Below are 20,662 nucleotides of genomic sequence, written 5' to 3' on the forward strand. Positions count from 1 at the left end.
GGTCCCGGTGGCTCCGGGGTCCTTACCGGCCGCGTGTCACCGCGGCCTCAACTGCTGCGCCGGGTCACGAACTCGGCCAGGGCCAGCAGACCGCCCGCCGCCTCCGGCGCGGGCACGGCGCGGGCCAGCTCCTGCATGGCCAGGGCCATGCGGTCGGCCGCCTCGGCCTGCGCCCAGTCGCGGCCGCCGGCCCGCTCGACGGCGAGGGCCGTACGCGCGATCTCCCCGCCGCCCCCGGACTCCCCCTGCGCATACGGCTTCCCGTACAGCGCGGCGAGTTCCGCGGCCGCCGGGGTGCCGGACACCAGCGCGGCCACCACCGGCAGGGACTTCTTGCGGACCGCGAGATCCGCGCCGGCCGGCTTGCCGGTGTGCTGCGGGTCCCCCCATATGCCGATCACGTCGTCGATCAGCTGGAAGGCGAGCCCCGCCTGGCGGCCGAAGCCGTCCAGCGCCGCCACGTCCTGCGCGTCGGCGCCCGCGTACAGCGCGCCGAGCGCGCAGGCGCAGCCCAGCAGAGCTCCGGTCTTGGCCTCGGCCATGGCGAGCGCTTCGTCCAGGGTGACCTCGCCCGGCGCACGCCGTTCCATGGCCGTGTCGGTGTGCTGTCCGGCGCACAGCTCCACGACACAGTCGGCGAGCCGGACCGCGGCCGCGCCCGAGGCCGGGTGCGGATCCTCGGCGAGCAGCCGCAGGGCCAGCGCCTGCAGGGCGTCCCCGGCGAGGATGGCGTCCGCGTCGCCGAAGACGGTCCACGCCGTGGCCCGGTGCCTGCGGGAGCTGTCGCGGTCCATCACGTCGTCGTGCAGCAGTGTGAAGTTGTGGACCAGTTCGACCGCCACGGCCGCCCGGACGGCCGCCGTCCGCGCCCGCGGGCCGCCGAGCGCGGCGGCCGCGGCGAGGACCAGCGCGGGCCTTATGGCCTTGCCCGCGTTGCCTGCCGCCGCAGTGCCGTCCGCGTGCTCCCACCCGAAGTGGTAGAGCGCGATCCGGCGCATCGAGCCGGGCAGCGACTCGACCGCCGCACGCAGCTCCGGGTCGACGACGGCCCGGGTCCGCTCCAGCAGCGCGGCCGCCTCCTGCCCGTCGAGCGGGCCGGCCCCGGCGTCACCGGCCGGCCCCCGCCGTTCACCCGTCGCGGGTGAACGCTGTTTGGTCTCCGTCATGAACTCGGCCATGAGTCCCCCTCGCACAGTCCGCGGACGGTGGCGCTTCCGCTCCGGCTGGACGCATACCCCGAGGGTGTACCCGCCCCGAAGGGCGGGAACACGGCCGCGAAGTGCGGAAACGTCACCTCCACCGGCCGATCTCGACGTTCTCCAGCACACCGAGCGCGTCGGGCACCAGGACGGCGGCCGAGTAGTAAGCCGTCACCAGGTAGTTGATGACGGCCTGCTCGTTGATGCCCATGAACCGCACGGACAGGCTCGGCTCGATCTCGTCCGGGATGCCGGACTGCCGCAGGCCGATGACGCCCTGCTCGTCCTCGCCGGTACGCATGGCGATGATCGAGGTCGTGCGCTCCGGCGTGACAGGGATCTTGTTGCACGGGTAGATCGGCACACCGCGCCAGGTGGGAATGCGGTTGCCGCCGATCTCGACGGTCTCCGGGACCAGACCGCGCTTGTTCAGCTCGCGCCCGAACGCGGCGATCGCGCGCGGGTGGGCGAGGAAGAGCTTGGTGCCGCGCCGGCGGCTGAGCAGCTCGTCCATGTCGTCCGGGCTGGGCACGCCGTCGTGCGGCTGGAGCCGCTGGTCGTACTCGCAGTTGTTCAGCAGCCCGAACTCGCGGTTGTTGATCAGCTCGTGCTCCTGGCGCTCCTTCAGCGCCTCGACCGTGAGCCGCAGCTGGTGCTCGGTCTGGTTCATCGGCTGGTTGTACAGGTCGGCCACGCGCGTGTGGATGCGCAGCACTGTCTGGGCGATGCTCAGCTCGTACTCGCGCGGCCGGGCCTCGTAGTCGACGAAGGTGTGCGGGATCTCCGGCTCGCCGCTGTGGCCGGCCGCCAGCGCGACCTCCTTCTCGCCGTACTTGTTGGTCCGCTGCTCCGGGAGCGCGCGCAGCTCCCGGACGTGCTCGCGCAGCGAGTCGGAGCGCTCCGCGACCTGCTCGAAGTCCTGGCGGGCGAGGATCAGCACCGTGCACGCGGTGTTCGCGCGGGCCGTGTACTCCCAGATGGCGTCCGGGTCCAGCAGCGCCGCCTCGCCGAAGTAGGCGCCGTCGGCGAGGACACCGAGGACCGCGTCGTCGCCGTACGGGCCCGTGCCGACCTTCTCGACCCTGCCGTGGGCCAGCAGGTACACCTCGTCGGTCTGGTTGCCGAAGGAGGCGATGACCTCGCCCGGCGCGAAGTCCCGCTGCCGGCAGCGCCGGGCCAGCTCGGTGAGCACCTCCTGGTCCTCGTACGACCGCAGGGCCGGGAGCTCACCGAGTTCGGCGGGGATCACCTCCACCTGGTCCCCGGTCTTCACGAAGGTGATGCGGCCGTCGCCGACGGCGAACGTCAGGCGCCGGTTCACCCGGTACGTGCCGCCCTGGAGATCCACCCAGGGCAGGGTCCGCAGCAGCCAGCGGGAGGTGATCTCCTGCATCTGCGGGGCGGACTTGGTCGTGGTGGCCAGGTTCCGCGCTGCCGCCGTGCCGAGAGACTGCTGCGGCTTGCCCTGCTCCGTGCGGACCTCTTCGCCTACCGACATAAGGAAAAGCCCTCTCATGTATGTCCGGCGCCGAGTCGCACACCGGTCTCGCGAGCGAGCCTTCCATTACGGAGAGCGCACGCGCCATTACCCGAAAGAGCGGGAATGGATCATCGGATTACCGGGCAGAAAGAGGGACCGTGTCCAGTGCCCCACCCCGCGTGACCTGTCCGGATCGGCTCGCACAGCGTGCGAACGATGTAGTCCGGGACGTCCGGTTTCGGTAGAAGCAGCGGTACGACAGGGCCGCGCCCCCGCGGCCACCGGGCACAGCACGAAGGAGGCGGTCATGGCCCCACCCATGTCCGCGAACGGGTTCCTGGACGCGCTTCGAGCGGAGGGCGTCCAGGTCGTCGAGGTCGGCGACTGGCGGACCCACAACCGCAATCACAAGGGCCCCTGGGGTCCCGTCCACGGCGTGATGATCCACCACACGGTGACCCGGGGCAGCGCCCGCACCGTGGAGCTCTGCCGGACCGGCCACGCGGAGCTGCCGGGCCCGCTGTGCCATGGAGTGATCACCAAGGACGGCACGGTCCATCTGGTCGGCTACGGCCGAGCCAACCACGCCGGCCTCGGCGACGACGACGTCCTGCGCGCGGTGATCGCCGAGAAACGGCTGCCCCCGGAGAACGAGGTGAACACCGACGGCAACCGGCACTTCTACGGCTTCGAGTGCGAGAACCTGGGCGACGGCGAGGATCCCTGGCCCGAGGCGCAGCTGGAAGCGATCGTGCGTGCCGCCACGGCGGTGTGCCGGCACCACGGCTGGACCGAGCGCTCGGTCATCGGCCACCTGGAGTGGCAGCCGGGCAAGGTGGACCCGCGCGGCTTCTCGATGGCCTGGCTGCGCGACCGGGTCGAGGAGCACCTGAAGGCGTAGGTGCGGTTGCCGGACCGGACCGGCGCAGGGCGACAATGAGGCGGTGACCAGCACCGGCCCGCTCGCCCCGCGCCTGCCCTCCCCTCTCGTGGAGGTCCGGGACGACCGGTTCGACCGGCACGGCCTGCGTCTGCTGCTCAAGCGGGACGACCTGATCCACCCGGAGCTGATCGGCAACAAGTGGCGCAAGCTGGCGCCGAACCTGGAGGCGGCGCGCGGCCGCGAGCTGGTCACCTTCGGCGGGGCGTACTCCAGCCATCTGCGGGCCACCGCCGCCGCGGGCCGGCTCCTCGGCCTGGCCACGGTCGGGGTGGTCCGCGGCCAGGAGCTGGCCGACCGCCCGCTCAACCCGTCCCTGTCCCGCTGCGCGGCCGCCGGCATGCGGCTGCACTTTGTCGACAGGTCGATGTACCGGCACAAGAGCGAACCGGCGACGCTCGCCGCGATCCTGCGCGAGGCCGGTGCCGAGGGGGCGTACGTCGTACCCGAGGGCGGCAGCAACGCCGCGGCCGTACGCGGCTGCCGGGCTCTGGGCGAGGAGCTGCGCGGCCGCTCCGACGTCGTCGCGGTCGCCTGCGGCACCGGCGGCACCCTCGCCGGACTCGCCGCCGGCCTGGCCCCCGGACAGCGCGCGCTGGGCATACCGGTCCTGAAGGGCGGCTTCCTGGAGGCCGACATACAGACCCTCCAGGAGCACGCCTTCGGCACCCGCACCGGCACCTGGTCCCTGGACGACCGCTTCCACTTCGGCGGATACGCCCGCACGACTGCCGAGCTCGACGCCTTCGCGGAGAACTTCGAACGGCGCCACGGACTGCCCGTGGAACGTCTCTATGTCGCCAAGTTGCTGCACGGACTCACCACGCTGGCGGAGGAAGGCGCCTTCACGCGCGGTACGACCATCGCGGCGGTCATCACCGGGCGGCCCTTCCCGCAGGCCCAGGGCCGCTCGGACAGCGACCGCCGCCAGCGGGCCTAGTTGTCGAACCAGGATCGGTCCGGGTCCGACCTGATCCAGACGAAACCCCCTGGCTAGCCCGCCTCCCGGTATGCGGCCGCCTCCTCCAGGTCGAGTCTGCGGAGCAGGGCGCGGAGCATCTCGTCGTCGATGTGGCGATGGTCGCGGAGGCGGACGAAGACCTCGCGTTCGGCGCCGATCATCTCGCGCGACAGCCGTCGGTAGGTGTCGTCCACGGACTCTCCGGTGACCGGGTTGACCTGGCCGAGGCGCTCCCAGACGGCGTTGCGGCGGCGCTCCAGGACCATGCGCAGGCGGTCGGCGAGCGGCGGGGGCAGGGCGTTGCGCTCGTCGGAGAGGAGTTCGTCCAGGCGGTTCTCGGCGGCCCGCGAGGCCTGCGCCTGGGCGTTGGCCTCGGCGAGCGTCTCGGCCTGCCGGTCGCGGCCGGGGAACCTCAGCAGGCGGATCAGCGGGGGCAGCGTCAGGCCCTGCACGACCAGGGTGCCGATGACGGTGGTGAAGGTCAGGAACAGGATCAGGTTGCGCTGCGGGAAGGGGTGGCCGTCGTGCACGGTGGGGATGGAGAAGGCGATGGCCAGGGAGACCACACCCCGCATGCCGGCCCACGAGGTGACCATCGCGCCCCGCCAGGTGGGGTTCTCCTCGCGTTCCCTGATCCGCGCCGACAGCAGGCGGGGCAGGAAGGTCCCCGGGTACACCCAGACGAACCGGGCGAGGACGACGACGAGGAAGAGGGCGACGGCGTACCAGGTCGCCTTGACGCCCTCGTATCCCCCGAGCCCCTTGAGGACGACCGGCAGCTGCAGGCCGATCAGGGCGAAGACAGCCGACTCCAGGATGAAGGCGACCATCTTCCACACCGCCTCCTCCTGAAGCCGGGTGGCGAAGTCGACCTCCCACGCGCGGTGACCGAGGTAGAGGGCGACGACCACGACCGCGAGGACCCCGGAGGCGTGCAGCTGTTCGGCGACGCCGTAGGCGACGAACGGGATCAGCAGGGAGAGGGTGTTCTGCAGGAGGGGTTCCTTCAGGTGCGTGCGCAGCCAGTGCAGCGGCGCCATGAGGACGAGACCCACGCCGACGCCGCCGACCGCCGCGAGCAGGAACTCCCGGATCCCGCCCGCCCAGGTGGCGCCCTCGCCGACGACCGCGGCGACGGCCACCTTGTAGGCGGTGATCGCGGTGGCGTCGTTCAGCAGCGACTCGCCCTGCAGGACCGTCGTGATCCGGGACGGCAGACCGACCCGGCGCGCCACCGCCGTGGCGGCCACCGCGTCCGGCGGCGCCACCACCGCGCCCAGCACCAGGGCGGCGGTCAGCGGCATCCCGGGGATGAGCACGTAGGCGGCCCAGCCGACGGCGAAGGTCGCGAAGAGCACGTAGCCCACCGACAGCAGCGCCACGGGCCGGATCTGGGCCCGCAGGTCGAGGTAGGAGCTGTCGGTCGCCGAGGTGTACAGCAGCGGAGGCAGCAGCAGCGGCAGGACGATCTTGGGGTCGAGGGTGTAGTCCGGCATCCTGGGGACGTAGGAGACCGCCAGACCGACCGCGACCAGCAGCAGCGGCGCCGGCACCGGGGTGCGCCGGGCGGCCCCCGCCACCGCGGCGCTGCCCGCCACCAGCAACAGCAGCGGCATCACATCCATGGTCCTCGCCCACCCTCGTTTTTCCGCACGGTCACCCGCACGCCCGTCGTAATCTGGCAATCATGAAACAGTGCACGCACTCCGACGCGCTGCCGCACCCCGAGCCCGAGCCGCTGAGCGAGACCTGCCCGGAGTGTCTCGCGCGCGGGACGCATCCGGTGCAGCTGCGGCTCTGCCTGTCCTGCGGCCACATCGGCTGCTGCGACTCCTCGCCCGGCAGACACGCGACGGAGCACCACGAGACGTCCGGTCACCCGGTGATGCGGACCTTCGAACCCGGCGAGGACTGGCGGTGGTGCTTCGTCGACCACGTTCTCGTGTGACACTGCACTGACACGGCATACGGCCGCGGCCGTGGACGGTTCGAGCGTCTGACACCGGGGTACGTCAACCCGGCGCGCGCTCTTCCCATTTGGGCCCGCAAACCCTCTAGACACGGAGCGTATCCACAGCTTTACTGTGAGTGACGCCAGGGGGTTGGGGTCCCGGGGACAGGACCGTTCGGAGCGCGATAGCGTCACCGCGGAACCACGTGTGCGTTACCCCGAGGGGCAACCCTCGGCCCCGTAAAGCTTGTACCACCATGGAGGTGAGGGTGTCCCAGATCGCAGGCGAGCCCGCGACCCAGGACTTCGTGGAAGTCCGGCTGCCGGCTGCGGGTGCCTACCTGTCGGTGCTGCGGACGGCCACGGCCGGTCTTGCGGCCCGCTTGGACTTCACCCTGGACGAGATCGAGGACCTGCGCATCGCCGTGGACGAGGCCTGCGCGATCCTGCTGCAACAGGCCGTGCCCGGCTCTGTGCTCAGCTGCGTCTTCCGGCTCGTCGACGACTCGCTGGAGGTCACGGTGTCGGCGCCGACCACCGACGGCCACGCCCCCTCGCGGGACACCTTCGCCTGGACGGTGCTCTCGGCCCTCGCGGGCAAGGTCTCGTCCGCCGTCGACGAGGACAAGACCGTGTCGATCAGCCTCTACAAACAGCGCGGCGCGGGCCCCGGGCCGGCGTGAGGAACGGGGACGGGCCGGTGCGGGACGAAGAGCGCGGCACACGGGAGCTGCCGACGGGGGACCGAAGCCCCGCGGACGGTTCCCGACGCATGGCGGACGGCATCGACGGCATCCCCGAGCAGGCCAGGCCGCATCCGGAGGAGGACTCCGCCGAGGCCGGCAGCGACGGTGCCGTGCAGAGCGCGCCTCCGGAGGGACGCGGCGGGATCGGATCCGCCGCCCACGCGGAGGCGAGGGCTCGGGGAAGGGCTACGGGCGGGACGATGAGCGAGCACGAGCGATACGCCGAGGACGACGCGCTGGGCGCGGAGGCCGTGCAGGCCACTCACCACGACCCGCAGGACCGCAGCGGGGCGCGTGCGATGTTCATCGAGCTGCGCAAGCTGAACCAGGGCAGCCCGGAGTACGCGGAGCTGCGCAACCAGCTGGTCCGTATGCACCTGCCGCTCGTCGAACACCTGGCGCGCCGCTTCCGCAACCGCGGCGAGCCGCTCGACGACCTCACCCAGGTCGCCACGATCGGCCTGATCAAGTCGGTCGACCGCTTCGACCCCGAGCGCGGCGTGGAGTTCTCCACGTACGCCACCCCGACCGTCGTCGGCGAGATCAAGCGGCACTTCCGCGACAAGGGCTGGGCGGTCCGCGTGCCGCGCCGGCTGCAGGAGCTGCGCCTCGCGCTGACGACGGCGACGGCCGAGCTGTCCCAGCAGCACGGCCGCTCCCCCACGGTCCACGAGCTGGCCGAGAAGCTGGCCATCTCCGAGGAGGAGGTCCTGGAGGGCCTGGAGTCCGCCAACGCGTACTCCACCCTGTCCCTGGACGTCCCCGACACCGACGACGAGTCCCCGGCGGTCGCCGACACCCTCGGCGCCGAGGACGAGGCGCTGGAGGGCGTGGAGTACCGCGAGTCCCTCAAGCCGCTGCTGGAGGACCTGCCGCCGCGCGAGAAGCGGATCCTGCTGCTGCGCTTCTTCGGGAACATGACGCAGTCGCAGATCGCGCAGGAGGTCGGCATCTCGCAGATGCACGTCTCCCGGCTGCTCGCGAGAACCCTCGCCCAGCTGCGGGAGAAGCTGCTCGTCGAGGAGTGAGCGCCGACGGGTGAGCACCCCTGGGTGAGCGCCCAGGGGGGAGTCCTACTCGGCCCGGCCCGGTCCCTTGATCCCGAGGGCCTGGGTCGTCGCCGAGTTCACCAGCAGCACCAGCGCGGCGATCGCCACGACGGCCAGAGCGATGCCCCCCGGGATGGCCATGCTGTCGGCCTTGAGCAGGTTGTAGGCCACCGGAAGCGCCATGATCTGCGTGATGACGGCGGGGCCACGGCTCCAGCTGCGCCTGAGCAGCAGACCGCGCGCGGCGAGCAGCGGCAGCAGCGCGAGCACCATCAGGGTGATCCCGCCGGTCACGGCCTGCTGCCGGTCGTCGGGATCGCCCGTGAGTCCGAGGACGAGGATCCAGACGCCGCCGATCACCAGGGCGGCACCCTCCAGCCCGGCCAGCGCCGCCGCGTACGTCAGCCGGCGCGGGCGGGGCTCGGCGGCTTCGGTCGTTTCCGGGGCGGATTTCTGCTCACTGCTCACGCCAGAAGCGTAGCCCCGCACCCTACGGCGGCGGCCTCCGCCCCGGGTCCGGTGCGGTGGTGAGTGTCCAGGCTCACGCCCTCGCCTCTTACCTGATCCCTACCTCGGTCTGGGCCGGGTACCCCCCAGTAGGTACGCTGCCATCCATGCGTGCACTTCTCGTGGTCAATCCGGCGGCAACCACCACAAGCGCACGCAGGCGTGACGTGCTGATCCACGCACTCGCCAGCGAGATGAAGCTGGAGGCGGTCACCACCGAGTACCGCGGCCACGCGCGCGACCTGGGCCGGCAGGCCGCGGAGAGCGACGACATCGACCTGGTCGTGGCCCTCGGCGGCGACGGCACCGTCAACGAGGTCGTCAACGGCCTGCTGCACGACGGCCCCGACCCGGACCGCCTGCCCGGCCTCGCCGTGGTCCCCGGCGGCTCCACCAACGTCTTCGCCCGCGCCCTGGGCCTGCCCAACGATCCCGTCGAGGCCACCGGCGCCCTGCTGGACGCGCTGCGCGACGGAACCGAGCGGGTCGTCGGGCTCGGCCTGACCTCGGGCACGCCCGGCACCGAGGACGAGGCGGTGCCGGACCGCTGGTTCACCTTCAACGCCGGGCTCGGCTTCGACGCGGGTGTGGTCGGCCGGGTCGAGCAGCAGCGTGAGCGCGGCAAGAAGTCGACCCACGCGCTGTACGTGCGACAGGTGGTCCGGCAGTTCCTCGGCGAGCAGCACCGCCGGCACGGCGCGATCACTCTGGAGCGCCCCGGCGCCGACCCGATCACCGATCTTGTTGTCGCCATAGTCTCGAACACGTCGCCTTGGACGTATCTCGGCAATCGCCCGATGTACACGTCACCTAAGGCGTCGTTCGATACAGGCATCGACGTGCTCGGTCTCAGCCGTCTGTCGACGGCCGCGGTTGCCCGGTATGGCACGCAGTTGCTCACTTCGTCCCCCGAGCGCGGACCCCATGGCAGGCATACGGTCTCACTGCACGACATGGACCAGTTCACCTTGCATTCGAAGGCCCCCCTGCCCCTTCAGATGGACGGCGACCACCTCGGACTGCGTACGAGCGTGACGTTCACAGGCGTACGCCGCGCACTGCGTGTGATTGTGTGAGCGGAACGGGCCAAAGTCCTTTCACTCGAACGTTTAGGCCAGGATCCACCCCATGGAAGTACGGCTGTGACCCAGTCGACACCGAGGAATCAAAAAAAACTTTTCGGAAGGGGTTGTATCCGTCGCTGAGGTTTGCGAGTCTCTACGTGGCGATCGGGACGGCCCGCAACACCGGCCTCCACTGATCACCAGAACCCCTCTTCAAACCAAGGACCACGCCGGGGAACACTCGGCGGTCGGCCCTTCACTTGTTGAGGGATTCGTGAAAGCGTTCACATTCACAAGCAACTTGCATGTAATACCAAGGAGAGGTAGCAGCCATGGACTGGCGTCACAACGCCGTTTGCCGCGAGGAAGACCCCGAGCTCTTCTTCCCCATCGGCAACACCGGTCCTGCGCTGCTGCAGATCGAGGAAGCCAAGGCCGTCTGCCGTCGCTGCCCCGTCATGGAGCAGTGCCTGCAGTGGGCGCTCGAGTCCGGCCAGGACTCCGGCGTCTGGGGTGGTCTCAGCGAGGACGAGCGCCGCGCCATGAAGCGCCGCGCCGCCCGCAACCGGGCCCGTCAGGCCTCCGCCTGACAGTCCCACCCCTGCTGACAGCCTGAGCTTGGCGGCGCGTACAGCGAGTACGCATCTCCCGCCCCCGAGCCGCAGCGCGCAGTACCCCCGATGCGCTTAGCGACAAGCGGAGCAGCAACGAGCTTTAAGCCCCGGGCCACTTGGTGGCCCGGGGCTCAATGCTGTTCGGGGCACTACAGGCCAGGCCTGCCGGGCAGTTCCTACTTCTGCGAGCGCACCGGAATGTCCAGGATGACCTGTGTGCCCCGCTCCGGCGCCGGGACCATGTCGAAGGTGCCGCCCAACTCGCCCTCCACCAGCGTCCGTACGATCTGCAGACCCAGGTTGCCCGCCGTCTGCGGATCGAAGCCCTCGGGCAGGCCGACGCCGTCGTCCTGGACGGTGACGAGGAGGCGGGCCTCCTTGGTGGTGCCCCCGCGGACCGCGGAGACCTCGACCGTGCCGGTGTCGCCCTCGCGGAAGCCGTGCTCCAGCGCGTTCTGCAGGATCTCGGTGAGAACCATCGACAGCGGGGTGGCGACCTCGGCGTCGAGGATCCCGAAGCGTCCGCTGCGCCGGCCGGCCACCTTGCCCGGCGAGATCTCGGCGACCATGGCGAGGACCCGGTCGGCGATGTCGTCGAACTCCACCCGCTCGTCCAGGTTCTGGGAGAGCGTCTCGTGCACGATCGCGATCGAGCCGACCCGTCGCACGGCCTCCTCCAGGGCCTCCCGGCCGCGCTCGGACCCGATGCGCCGGGCCTGCAGCCGCAGCAGCGCCGCGACGGTCTGCAGGTTGTTCTTCACCCGGTGGTGGATCTCCCGGATGGTCGCGTCCTTCGTGATCAACTCGCGCTCGCGGCGGCGGAGTTCGGTGACGTCCCGCAGCAGCACCAGGGAACCGATACGGGTGCCCTTGGGTTTGAGCGGGATGGCCCGGAACTGGATCACCCCGTCGTTCGCCTCGATCTCGAACTCGCGCGGCGCCCAGCCGCTGGCCACCTTGGCGAGCGCCTCGTCCACCGGACCCCGGGTCGGGGCGAGTTCGGCCGTGGTCTGCCCCAGGTGCTGGCCGACCAGGTCGGCGGCGAGGCCGAGGTGGTGGTAGGCGGAGAGGGCGTTCGGGGAGGCGTACTGGACGATGCCGTCGGCGTCCAGCCGGATCAGGCCGTCGCCGACACGCGGGGAGGCGTCCATGTCGACCTGCTGGCCGGGGAAGGGGAAGGCGCCGGCCGCGATCATCTGCGCGAGGTCCGAGGCGCTCTGGAGGTAGGTCAGTTCGAGGCGGCTCGGGGTGCGGACGGTGAGCAGGTTGGTGTTGCGGGCGATGACGCCGAGGACACGGCCCTCACGCCGTACGGGGATCGACTCGACCCGGACGGGGACCTCTTCGCGCCATTCCGGGTCCCCCTCGCGCACGATCCGGCCCTCGTCCAGCGCCGCGTCCAGCATGGGCCGCCGGCCGCGCGGGACCAGGTGGCCGACCATGTCGTCCTGGTAGGAGGTCGGGCCGGTGTTGGGGCGCATCTGGGCGACCGAGACGTACCGCGTGCCGTCGCGGGTGGGGACCCACAGGACCAGGTCGGCGAAGGAGAGGTCGGAGAGCAGCTGCCACTCCGAGACCAGCAGGTGGAGCCACTCGAGGTCGGAGTCACCGAGGGCCGTGTGCTGGCGTACGAGTTCGTTCATGGAGGGCACGATGTGAGCGTACCCGGGGCCTGGTGATGGCCGAAAAAACACCCGCGGGCCGCGGCGCCTGGGAGGGACCCTCAACCCTCCCGGCACCGCAGCCCGGAGCATCATCGGCCGTGGGGTGTGCGGTCCCGGTCGGCCGAAGGTCGAGGAGCCGGTGCAGTCAGGGCAGAGAGCCCCGGTTCCTCGTCCGTCCTCCTGTGCGGGGAAGACGGAAGCTGTTCAGTTTTCCCTACGATTTTCCCCTACGCATTCTGGACTAGACCACGATGGCGTGTCCATGCGTGTGGGGGTATGCGTTGGAGTCTGCCGGCACGCGATGCCACGCAGCCTAGCCCGCCCGGGTCAGCCACGGGGCCAGATGGCCATGGCAATTTCCGCGAGCGCCTCCAGTTCCGCCCGGCTCGCGCCGTCCCGGGCCTGCTGGGACATGCCCTGGATCATGGCTCCGGTGTGCCGCGCGAGCGTCGCCGGGTCGGTGCCGGCCGGCAGTCGCCCCTCGGCCGCGTCGGCCCGGATGCGGGACTCGAGGGCGGCGATGCCCGCGTTGCGCCGTTCCCGCAGCAGTTGCTCGACCTCGGGGCTGGTGCAGTTGGTGGCCGCGTGGACGACCAGGCAGCCGTAGGGGTGCGCGGGGTCGGTGTACTCGGCGGCGGCCTCGCGCAGCGTGCGTTCGACGGCGGCCCGGGCGGTGGGCTCCTCGGCGAGGGCGCGGTCGACGAAGGCGCCGTGGGTGTCGCCGTAGACCCGGACGACCTCCTCGAACAGGCTGCGCTTGTCACCGAAGGCGGCGTAGAGGCTCGGGGCGCCGATGCCCATGATCCGGGTGAGGTCGGAGACGGATGTGGCCTCGTAGCCGTGCTCCCAGAAGGCCATGAGCGCCTTCTCCAGCGCGGTCGCGCGGTCGAAGGAGCGCGGGCGGCCACGCGTCCTGGTGGGCTTGGCCTGCGCTTTCGCGTCCTCGCTGGTCACCATGGGGTGCATTTTATAGCGCCCCCTAGAGAAATGTCGGCGGAGTGTTGTACGGTTTTTGTGTAGCGATCACTAGAAAAATGCGGAGGGGTGGTGGACATGGGTGTGCTCACGGGGAGGACGGCTCTGGTCACGGGGGCGAGCCGGGGCATCGGGCGGGGCATCGCCGAGCGGCTGGCGCGGGACGGGGCGAGGGTGGCGGTGCACTACGGCAGCAACGAGGCGGCCGCCGGGGAGACGGTGACCGCGATCGAGGCGGCGGGCGGATCGGCGTTCGCGATCGGGGTGGAACTGGGCACGCCGGGAGACGCGGAGCGACTGTGGGAGAAGTTCGACCGGCAGGCGGACGGACTGGACATCCTGGTGAACAACGCCGGGATCGGCACGGCGCCCCCGGTCGGCGAGATCACCGAGGAGGAGTACGAGCGGGTCTTCGCGGTCAATGTGAAGGCACCGTTCTTCCTCGTCGGGCACGGCCTGCCACGGCTGCGGGACGGCGGGCGGGTCGTCAACGTCTCGTCGGGGCTCGCCCGGACCGCCGCCATGCCGGACAAGACGGCGTACGCGATGACCAAGGGCGCACTGGACGTCTTCACCCGTGACCTGTCGAAGGTGCTGGGCCCCCGCGGCATCACGGTGAACTCGGTGGCGCCGGGAATCATCGACACGGACAACACGGCCGGGCTCCTGCACGGGACACCGGACGGCTGGGCACGGGCCGCCGCCATATCGGCGCTCGGCCGGGTGGGGACGCCGGCCGACGTGGCGGACGTGGTGGCGTTCCTCGCGTCCGACGCCGGGCGATGGGTGACGGGGAGCTGGGTGGACGCGACCGGGGGTTCACTGACATAGCAGGCGTCCCACCTGGGCCCCGGGGTCCGATTCTGTTAGATTGGTCTAAACCACATAGCGACTCTTGCCCCGACCTCTCCCCTGTTCTCCAGGCCCTCTTCAGAACGGCAGGCCCAGCGTGGAAGTTGTCATCGTTCCGGACGCGGCGGCGGGCGGCGAGCTGATCGCCGAGGCCATGGCCCAGCTGCTGCGGCGCAAGCCCGACGCCCTGCTCGGCGTGGCCACCGGCTCGACCCCGCTGCCCATCTACCAGGCCCTGACCGCCAAGGTGAGCTCCGGTGCAGTGGACACCGCGCGGGCCCGGATAGCCCAGCTCGACGAGTACGTGGGCCTGCCCGCCGAGCACCCCGAGTCCTATCGCTCGGTGCTGCGCCGGGAGGTGCTGGAGCCGCTCGGCATCGGGATGGACGCGTTCATGGGGCCGGACGGCACGGCCGAGGACGTCCAGGCGGCGTGCGAGACGTACGACAGGGCGCTCACCGAGGCCGGCGGCGTGGACCTGCAGCTGCTGGGGATCGGGACGGACGGGCACATCGGGTTCAACGAGCCCTGTTCCTCGCTCGCCTCGCGCACCCGGATCAAGACGCTGACCGAGCAGACCCGCGTCGACAACGCGCGCTTCTTCGACGGCGACATCGAGCAGGTGCCGCACCACGTGATCACCCAGGGCATCGGCACCATCCTGGAGGCCCGGCACCTGGTGCTGCTCGCGACCGGCGAGGGCAAGGCGGACGCGGTCGCCGCGACCGTCGAGGGCCCGGTCGCGGCTGTCTGCCCGGCCTCCGCGCTCCAGCTGCACCCGCACGCCACGGTGGTCGTGGACGAGGCAGCCGCGTCCAAGCTCAAGCTGGCCGACTACTTCCGGCACACCTACGCGAACAAGCCGGACTGGCAGGGGATCTAGCCCGGGCACCGGCGTCGGTACCGGTACCCGCACCGGTACCGACGCACCATCCGTTGGACTAGACCAACAGCGGGTGCGACGGTATATAGAGGAGATCACGGAGCGTGCGGGCGGAGCCCTGACACACGAAGCCGTGCCACGATGTGAGCCGTGGCCGATGGGATGTCGGTCGCTTTCGGCATCAGGAGCCGGGAAGGCAGAGCATGAGCACCGACGTCGGCAGTGCGGAGAACGAGGCCGGGACGACGGTCCGTACCGCGCGCGTGCCCAAGTACTACCGCTTGAAGAAGCATCTGCTCGACATGACGGAGACGCAGGCGCCGGGCACGCCGGTCCCGCCCGAGCGCACGCTGGCGGCCGAGTTCGACACCTCCCGCACCACCGTCCGCCAGGCCCTGCAGGAGCTCGTCGTCGAGGGCCGCCTCGAGCGCATCCAGGGCAAGGGCACCTTCGTCGCCAAACCGAAGGTCTCGCAGGCGCTGCAACTCACCTCGTACACGGAGGACATGCGGGCCCAGGGCCTGGAGCCCACCTCGCAACTGCTGGACATCGGCTACATCACGGCCGACGACCGGCTCGCCGAGCTGCTCGACATAACGGCCGGCGGACGGGTGCTGCGCATCGAGCGGTTGCGCATGGCCAACGGCGAGCCGATGGCCATCGAGACCACCCATCTTTCGGCAAAGCGCTTCCCGGCCCTCAGGCGCTCGCTGGTGAAGTACACGTCCCTGTACACCGCCCTCGCCGAGGTCTACGACGTCCATCTCGCCGAGGCCGAGGAGACCATCGAGACCTCCCTGGCCACCCCGCGCGAGGCGGGCCTGCTCGGCACCGACGTGGGCCTGCCGATGCTGATGCTCTCCCGCCACTCCCTGGACCGCGAGGGCAAGCCGGTGGAGTGGGTGCGCTCCGTCTACCGGGGCGACCGGTACAAGTTCGTGGCGAGGCTCAAGCGCCCGCAGGACTGAGGGAAGTTGGCGTCTTCACGCCACAACCTCAAAATCGACATGCCGTTATACGGACGAGGTCTTCCGCTGCCACGACACCGTCACCTAGATTGCCTGCGCATTACACAGGTGATCAACCAGGGGACGGAGCCGTGGCATGTCCGAAACGCCTGAAGTGAGACCACCGGTCGTGACGCCGGTCCGCGTGATCATCGGCCTGTGTCTCGTCGCGCCCTTCGTGGCGATGCTGTGGGTGGGCTCGTACGCCAAGACGGACCCCGCTTTCATCGGGATCCCTTTCTTCTACTGGTACCAGATGCTGTGGGTGCTGGTCTCCACCGTGCTCACAGTGCTCGCGTACAAGCTCTGGCAGCGTGACCAGAGCGCCCGCACGGCCACTCAGGACAAGGGGGCGGCGCAGTGAAGAACGGCGTCAACGGCGTCGCGCTCGGCGTCTTCATCTTCTTCTTCCTGGCCGTCACGGTCATGGGCTTCCTGGCCGCCCGCTGGCGCAGGGCCGACAACGAGCACTCCCTGGACGAATGGGGCCTGGGCGGACGGTCGTTCGGCACCTGGGTCACCTGGTTCCTGCTCGGCGGCGACCTGTACACGGCGTACACCTTCGTCGCCGTGCCGGCGGCGATCTACACGGCGGGCGCGGCCGGCTTCTTCGCCGTGCCGTACACCATCCTGGTCTACCCGCTGATCTTCACGTTCCTGCCCCGCCTGTGGTCGGTCTCGCACAAGCACGGCTATGTGACGACCTCGGACTTCGTGCGCGGCCGCTTCGGCTCCAAGGGCCTGTCGCTCGCCGTGGCGCTCACCGGCATCCTGGCGACGATGCCGTACATCGCGCTCCAGCTCGTCGGCATCCAGGCGGTGCTGGACGTGATGGGCGTCGGCGGCGGCGAGAACACCAACTGGTTCGTGAAGGACCTCCCGCTGCTCATCGCCTTCGGCGTGCTGGCCGCCTACACCTACTCGTCGGGCCTGCGGGCCCCCGCGCTGATCGCGTTCGTCAAGGACACGCTGATCTACATCGTCATCGCGGTGGCGATCATCTACATCCCGATCAAGCTGGGCGGGTTCGAGGACATCTTCGCCAAGGCCGGCGAGAAGTTCACGAAGGCGGGTGCGGGCGGGCTCGTACCCGCCCCCGCGGGCCAGTGGACGTATGCCACGCTGGCGCTCGGTTCGGCGCTCGCGCTGTTCATGTACCCGCACTCGATCACCGCGACGCTCTCGTCCAGGAGCCGTGAGGTGATCCGGCGCAACACCACGATTCTGCCGCTGTACTCGCTGATGCTTGGCCTGCTCGCGCTGCTCGGCTTCATGGCGATCGCGGCCGGGGTGAACGTCACCAACGGACAGTTGGCGATTCCGCAGCTGTTCGAGGACATGTTCCCGGACTGGTTCACGGGCGTGGCCTTCGCGGCGATCGGCATCGGCGCCCTGGTGCCGGCGGCCATCATGTCCATCGCGGCGGCGAACCTCTTCACCCGCAACATCTACAAGGACTTCATCCGGCCGGACGCCACGCCGAAGCAGGAGGCCCAGGTCTCCAAGCTCGTGTCGCTGCTGGTGAAGGTCGGCGCCCTGGTCTTCGTCCTCACCATGGACAAGACGGTCGCCATCAACTTCCAGCTGCTGGGCGGCATCTGGATTCTGCAGACCTTCCCGTCCCTGGTCGGCGGCCTGTTCACGCGCTGGTTCCACCGCTGGGCGCTGCTCGCCGGCTGGGCGGTCGGCATGGTCTACGGCACGGCCGCCGCGTACGGGGTGGCCTCGCCGACCCAGAAGCACTTCGGCGGCTCCGCCAAGGAGATCCCGGGCATCGGTGAGATCGGCTACATCGGCCTCACGGCCTTCGTCCTGAACGTCGCCGTCACGGTGGTCCTGACCTTCGCCCTGAAGGCTCTCAAGGCCCCTGAGGGCCTCGACGAGACCAGCCCCGCGGACTACACGGCGGACGCGGGCGACGCGGGAGTTCAGGTGGAACTCCCCCCGGCCACGGCGGGCGCCGGGCACTGAGACGCGCGCCGAAGGGGCGCGGGCAAACACGATCCACCCGCAGCGGGCCGCCGGCAACAAGCACCACGGCGGCCCGCTGTTGACCCTCTGAAGCCGCCGCAACACGCAACAGACACAACATCTGGGGGTGACACCACAACCCGGCACTAGATGTATGCTCATCCTCGCTGTCGCCGCAGGGGAATCCGGTGCGAATCCGGAACTGTCCCGCAACGGTGTACTTGCGTGTATCCGCACGCCCGTTCAGTCCGAGGACCTGTCGGCAGCGCGCGCCCGGCCGTCCGGTCCGGGTGCCTTCAGACGTCCGGGCCTCGTGGAGTGGGCCGGTGGACGCGACGCCGTGCGCGCTCGTGCTGCCCCCTGCCCTCCGCCAGGCCCCGTGCCGAGCGAGGGAGAGCCCCACGTGACCATCGCGCCAGCCGACCCGGCTTCAGCCGTCCAGGCGACCGCAGCACCGGTGGAGACCGACGGTCCCGGTGCCGCGCTGCTGCGGACCCTGACCGAGCTGACCGCCGACCTCCCCGACGCCGACCCCGGCCGGGTCGCCGCGGCCGCGCTGCGGGGCCGCTCCGCCCGGGCCGACGAGGCGGAGTTGCGCGAGCTGGCCACGGAGGCGGCCGCCGGCCTCATCTCCGAGGACCCCGCCTACTCCCGGCTGGCCGCCCGGCTGCTGACCATCTCGATCCGCGCCGAGGCCGCCTCGCAGGGCGTGACGTCCTTCACCGAGTCCGTCGCCGTGGGCCACCGCGAGGGCCTGGTCGCCGACCGCACGGCGGAGTTCGTACGACTGCACGCCGCGCGTCTCGACACGCTGATCGACGCGGCCGGCGACGACCGCTTCGGCTACTTCGGTCTGCGCACCCTGCACAGCCGCTACCTGCTGCGCCACCCCATCACCCGCAAGGTGATCGAGACGCCCCAGCACTTCATGCTGCGCGTCGCCTCGGGTCTCGCCGAGGACGACACGACCCGCTCCGCCGACGAAGTCGCCGCGCTCTACGGGCTCATGAGCCGCCTCGACTACCTGCCCTCCTCCCCCACGCTCTTCAACTCCGGCACGCGGCACCCCCAGATGTCGTCCTGCTACCTCCTCGACTCACCGCTGGACGAGCTGGACTCCATCTACGACCGCTACCACCAGGTCGCCCGCCTCTCCAAGCACGCCGGCGGCATCGGTCTGTCGTACTCCCGGATCCGCAGCCGCGGTTCGCTGATCCGCGGCACCAACGGGCACTCCAACGGGATCGTCCCGTTCCTGAAGACCCTGGACGCCTCGGTGGCCGCCGTGAACCAGGGCGGCCGGCGCAAGGGCGCGGCCGCGGTGTACCTGGAGACCTGGCACTCCGACATCGAGGAGTTCCTGGAGCTGCGCGACAACACCGGTGAGGACGCGCGCCGTACGCACAACCTCAACCTCGCGCACTGGATCCCGGACGAGTTCATGCGCCGGGTGAACGCCGACGAGCAGTGGTCGCTGTTCTCCCCGGCGGACGTGCCGGAGCTGGTCGATCTGTGGGGCGAGGAGTTCGACGCCGCGTACCGCAAGGCGGAGGCGAACGGGCTCGCGAAGAAGACCATCCCGGCCCGCGACCTGTACGGCCGCATGATGCGCACCCTCGCGCAGACCGGCAACGGCTGGATGACCTTCAAGGACGCCGCCAACCGCACCGCCAACCAGACGGCCGAGGCGGGCCACGTCGTCCACTCCTCGAACCTCTGCACGGAGATCCTGGAGGTCACCGACGACGGCGAGACGGCGGTCTGCAACCTGGGCTCGGTCAACCTCGGTGCCTTCGTGCGGGACGGGGACATCGACTGGGAGCGCCTCGACGAGACCGTCCGCACGGCCGTCACCTTCCTCGACCGCGTCGTCGACATCAACTTCTACCCGACCGAGCAGGCGGGCCGCTCCAACGCCAAGTGGCGTCCGGTGGGCCTGGGCGCGATGGGTCTGCAGGACGTCTTCTTCAAGCTGCGCCTGCCCTTCGACTCCGCCGAGGCCAAGGCCCTGTCGACGCGGATCGCCGAGCGGATCATGCTCGCCGCGTACGAGGCCTCCGCCGACCTGGCCGAGCGCAACGGCGCTCTGCCGGCCTGGGAGAAGACCCGCACCGCCCGCGGTGTCCTGCACCCCGACCACTACGACGCCGAACTGACCTGGCCCGAGCGCTGGGCGGCCCTGCGCGAGCGGATCGCCGAGGTCGGCATGCGCAACTCGCTGCTGCTGGCGATCGCCCCGACCGCCACCATCGCGTCCATCGCGGGCGTGTACGAGTGCATCGAGCCGCAGGTCTCCAACCTGTTCAAGCGCGAGACGCTGTCCGGTGAGTTCCTGCAGGTCAACTCCTACCTGGTGCAGGACCTCAAGGAGCTGGGCGTCTGGGACGCGCGCACCCGTGAGGCGCTGCGCGACTCGGGCGGCTCGGTGCAGGACTTCGCGTGGATCCCGGCCGACGTGCGGGCGCTGTACCGCACGGCGTGGGAGATCCCGCAGCGCGGCCTGATCGACATGGCCGCTGCCCGCACCCCGTTCCTGGACCAGTCGCAGTCCCTGAACCTGTTCCTGGAGACGCCGACGATCGGCAAGCTCTCCTCGATGTACGCGTACGCCTGGAAGCAGGGCCTGAAGACGACGTACTACCTGCGCTCCCGCCCGGCGACCCGCATCGCCCGCGCCGCCCAGGCACAGGCCCAGACCCCCATCCCCGTGCAGCAGGCCGCCGACCCCGACGCCGTCGCCTGCTCCCTTGAGAACCCCGAGTCCTGCGAGGCCTGCCAGTAATGCCCGCCCGTCGCCCG

Annotated in this window: 19 protein-coding genes and 1 riboswitch; of the genes, 13 read left to right on the top strand and 6 right to left on the bottom strand. The window is 70.5% G+C overall.

Features of this window, described 5'->3' with window-relative positions:
- Positions 1-47 precede the first annotated feature (47 nt).
- Positions 48-1,178, bottom strand: coding sequence for a family 2 encapsulin nanocompartment cargo protein polyprenyl transferase (locus FB157_RS26255; protein ID WP_186581683.1), 1,131 nt, complete (start codon positions 1,176-1,178; stop codon positions 48-50).
- Positions 1,179-1,290: 112 nt separating this feature from the next.
- The gene (locus FB157_RS26260) at positions 1,291-2,697 is read right to left on the bottom strand and encodes a family 2B encapsulin nanocompartment shell protein (protein ID WP_145883106.1); all 1,407 of its coding nucleotides are present in this window, start codon (positions 2,695-2,697) and stop codon (positions 1,291-1,293) included.
- 289 nt (positions 2,698-2,986) lie between these two features.
- Here FB157_RS26260 and FB157_RS26270 point away from each other — a divergent pair, with 289 nt between their 5' ends.
- Positions 2,987-3,580 carry an N-acetylmuramoyl-L-alanine amidase gene (locus tag FB157_RS26270; protein ID WP_145883108.1) on the top strand — a complete coding sequence of 198 codons (594 nt, stop codon included), beginning with the start codon at positions 2,987-2,989 and terminating at the stop codon, positions 3,578-3,580.
- Between the two features lie 43 nt (positions 3,581-3,623).
- Positions 3,624-4,559: a 1-aminocyclopropane-1-carboxylate deaminase/D-cysteine desulfhydrase gene (locus FB157_RS26275; protein ID WP_145883109.1), complete on the top strand. Its 936-nt coding sequence runs from the start codon at positions 3,624-3,626 to the stop codon at positions 4,557-4,559.
- Between the two features lie 53 nt (positions 4,560-4,612).
- Here FB157_RS26275 and FB157_RS26280 read toward each other — a convergent pair whose 3' ends face one another.
- The gene (locus FB157_RS26280; RefSeq protein ID WP_145883110.1) at positions 4,613-6,205 is read right to left on the bottom strand and encodes a Na+/H+ antiporter; all 1,593 of its coding nucleotides are present in this window, start codon (positions 6,203-6,205) and stop codon (positions 4,613-4,615) included.
- Positions 6,206-6,267: 62 nt separating this feature from the next.
- Between FB157_RS26280 and FB157_RS26285 the strand changes: the two genes are divergently transcribed.
- The 3 genes from FB157_RS26285 (at position 6,268) to FB157_RS26295 (ending at position 8,305) form a co-directional block, all read left to right on the top strand.
- Positions 6,268-6,528, top strand: coding sequence for a UBP-type zinc finger domain-containing protein (locus tag FB157_RS26285; RefSeq protein ID WP_145883111.1), 261 nt, complete (start codon positions 6,268-6,270; stop codon positions 6,526-6,528).
- Between the two features lie 272 nt (positions 6,529-6,800).
- Entirely contained in the window at positions 6,801-7,214 is a 414-nt protein-coding gene (locus FB157_RS26290; RefSeq protein ID WP_004925829.1) for an anti-sigma regulatory factor, read from the top strand.
- Between the two features lie 17 nt (positions 7,215-7,231).
- Positions 7,232-8,305 carry an RNA polymerase sigma factor SigF gene (locus FB157_RS26295; protein WP_261386543.1) on the top strand — a complete coding sequence of 358 codons (1,074 nt, stop codon included), beginning with the start codon at positions 7,232-7,234 and terminating at the stop codon, positions 8,303-8,305.
- Between the two features lie 45 nt (positions 8,306-8,350).
- Here FB157_RS26295 and FB157_RS26300 read toward each other — a convergent pair whose 3' ends face one another.
- Complete coding sequence (locus FB157_RS26300) at positions 8,351-8,794, bottom strand: hypothetical protein (RefSeq protein WP_145883113.1); 444 nt, start codon at positions 8,792-8,794, stop codon at positions 8,351-8,353.
- A gap of 146 nt (positions 8,795-8,940) precedes the next feature.
- Here FB157_RS26300 and FB157_RS26305 point away from each other — a divergent pair, with 146 nt between their 5' ends.
- Positions 8,941-9,909: a diacylglycerol kinase family protein gene (locus FB157_RS26305; RefSeq protein WP_145883114.1), complete on the top strand. Its 969-nt coding sequence runs from the start codon at positions 8,941-8,943 to the stop codon at positions 9,907-9,909.
- A gap of 320 nt (positions 9,910-10,229) precedes the next feature.
- Positions 10,230-10,487, top strand: a complete 258-nt coding sequence (locus FB157_RS26310; RefSeq protein ID WP_016639615.1) for a WhiB family transcriptional regulator — start codon at positions 10,230-10,232, stop codon at positions 10,485-10,487.
- 200 nt (positions 10,488-10,687) lie between these two features.
- On the opposite strand, the gene FB157_RS26315 is transcribed toward FB157_RS26310, so the two are convergent.
- Both FB157_RS26315 and FB157_RS26320 read right to left on the bottom strand, forming a co-directional pair.
- Positions 10,688-12,163, bottom strand: coding sequence for a sensor histidine kinase (locus FB157_RS26315; RefSeq protein WP_145883115.1), 1,476 nt, complete (start codon positions 12,161-12,163; stop codon positions 10,688-10,690).
- A 339-nt stretch (positions 12,164-12,502) separates the two neighbouring features.
- A complete protein-coding gene (locus FB157_RS26320) occupies positions 12,503-13,132 on the bottom strand; it encodes a TetR/AcrR family transcriptional regulator (RefSeq protein ID WP_145883116.1) in 630 nt (209 codons plus the stop codon).
- A gap of 96 nt (positions 13,133-13,228) precedes the next feature.
- On the opposite strand from FB157_RS26320, the gene FB157_RS26325 reads away from it, so the two are divergent.
- The 6 genes from FB157_RS26325 to FB157_RS26350 all read left to right on the top strand — a co-directional run bounded on the left by FB157_RS26325 (position 13,229) and on the right by FB157_RS26350 (position 20,645).
- Positions 13,229-13,981: an SDR family oxidoreductase gene (locus FB157_RS26325; protein ID WP_145883117.1), complete on the top strand. Its 753-nt coding sequence runs from the start codon at positions 13,229-13,231 to the stop codon at positions 13,979-13,981.
- A 118-nt stretch (positions 13,982-14,099) separates the two neighbouring features.
- Positions 14,100-14,885 carry a glucosamine-6-phosphate deaminase gene (nagB, locus tag FB157_RS26330; protein ID WP_145883118.1) on the top strand — a complete coding sequence of 262 codons (786 nt, stop codon included), beginning with the start codon at positions 14,100-14,102 and terminating at the stop codon, positions 14,883-14,885.
- 203 nt (positions 14,886-15,088) lie between these two features.
- A complete protein-coding gene (locus FB157_RS26335) occupies positions 15,089-15,853 on the top strand; it encodes a GntR family transcriptional regulator (protein WP_145883119.1) in 765 nt (254 codons plus the stop codon).
- A 136-nt stretch (positions 15,854-15,989) separates the two neighbouring features.
- A complete protein-coding gene (locus tag FB157_RS26340; RefSeq protein ID WP_145883120.1) occupies positions 15,990-16,256 on the top strand; it encodes a DUF3311 domain-containing protein in 267 nt (88 codons plus the stop codon).
- Complete coding sequence (gene mctP / locus FB157_RS26345) at positions 16,253-17,863, top strand: monocarboxylate uptake permease MctP (protein WP_145883121.1); 1,611 nt, start codon at positions 16,253-16,255, stop codon at positions 17,861-17,863. Before FB157_RS26340 ends, mctP begins: the two co-directional genes overlap by 4 nt.
- Positions 17,864-18,004: 141 nt before the next feature.
- Positions 18,005-18,142, top strand: a riboswitch (cobalamin riboswitch).
- 124 nt (positions 18,143-18,266) lie between these two features.
- A complete protein-coding gene (locus FB157_RS26350; protein WP_145883122.1) occupies positions 18,267-20,645 on the top strand; it encodes a ribonucleoside-diphosphate reductase subunit alpha in 2,379 nt (792 codons plus the stop codon).
- Positions 20,646-20,662 lie beyond the last annotated feature (17 nt).

This window comes from Streptomyces sp. BK340, assembly GCF_007827595.1.
Classification (GTDB): Bacteria; Actinomycetota; Actinomycetes; order Streptomycetales; family Streptomycetaceae; genus Streptomyces.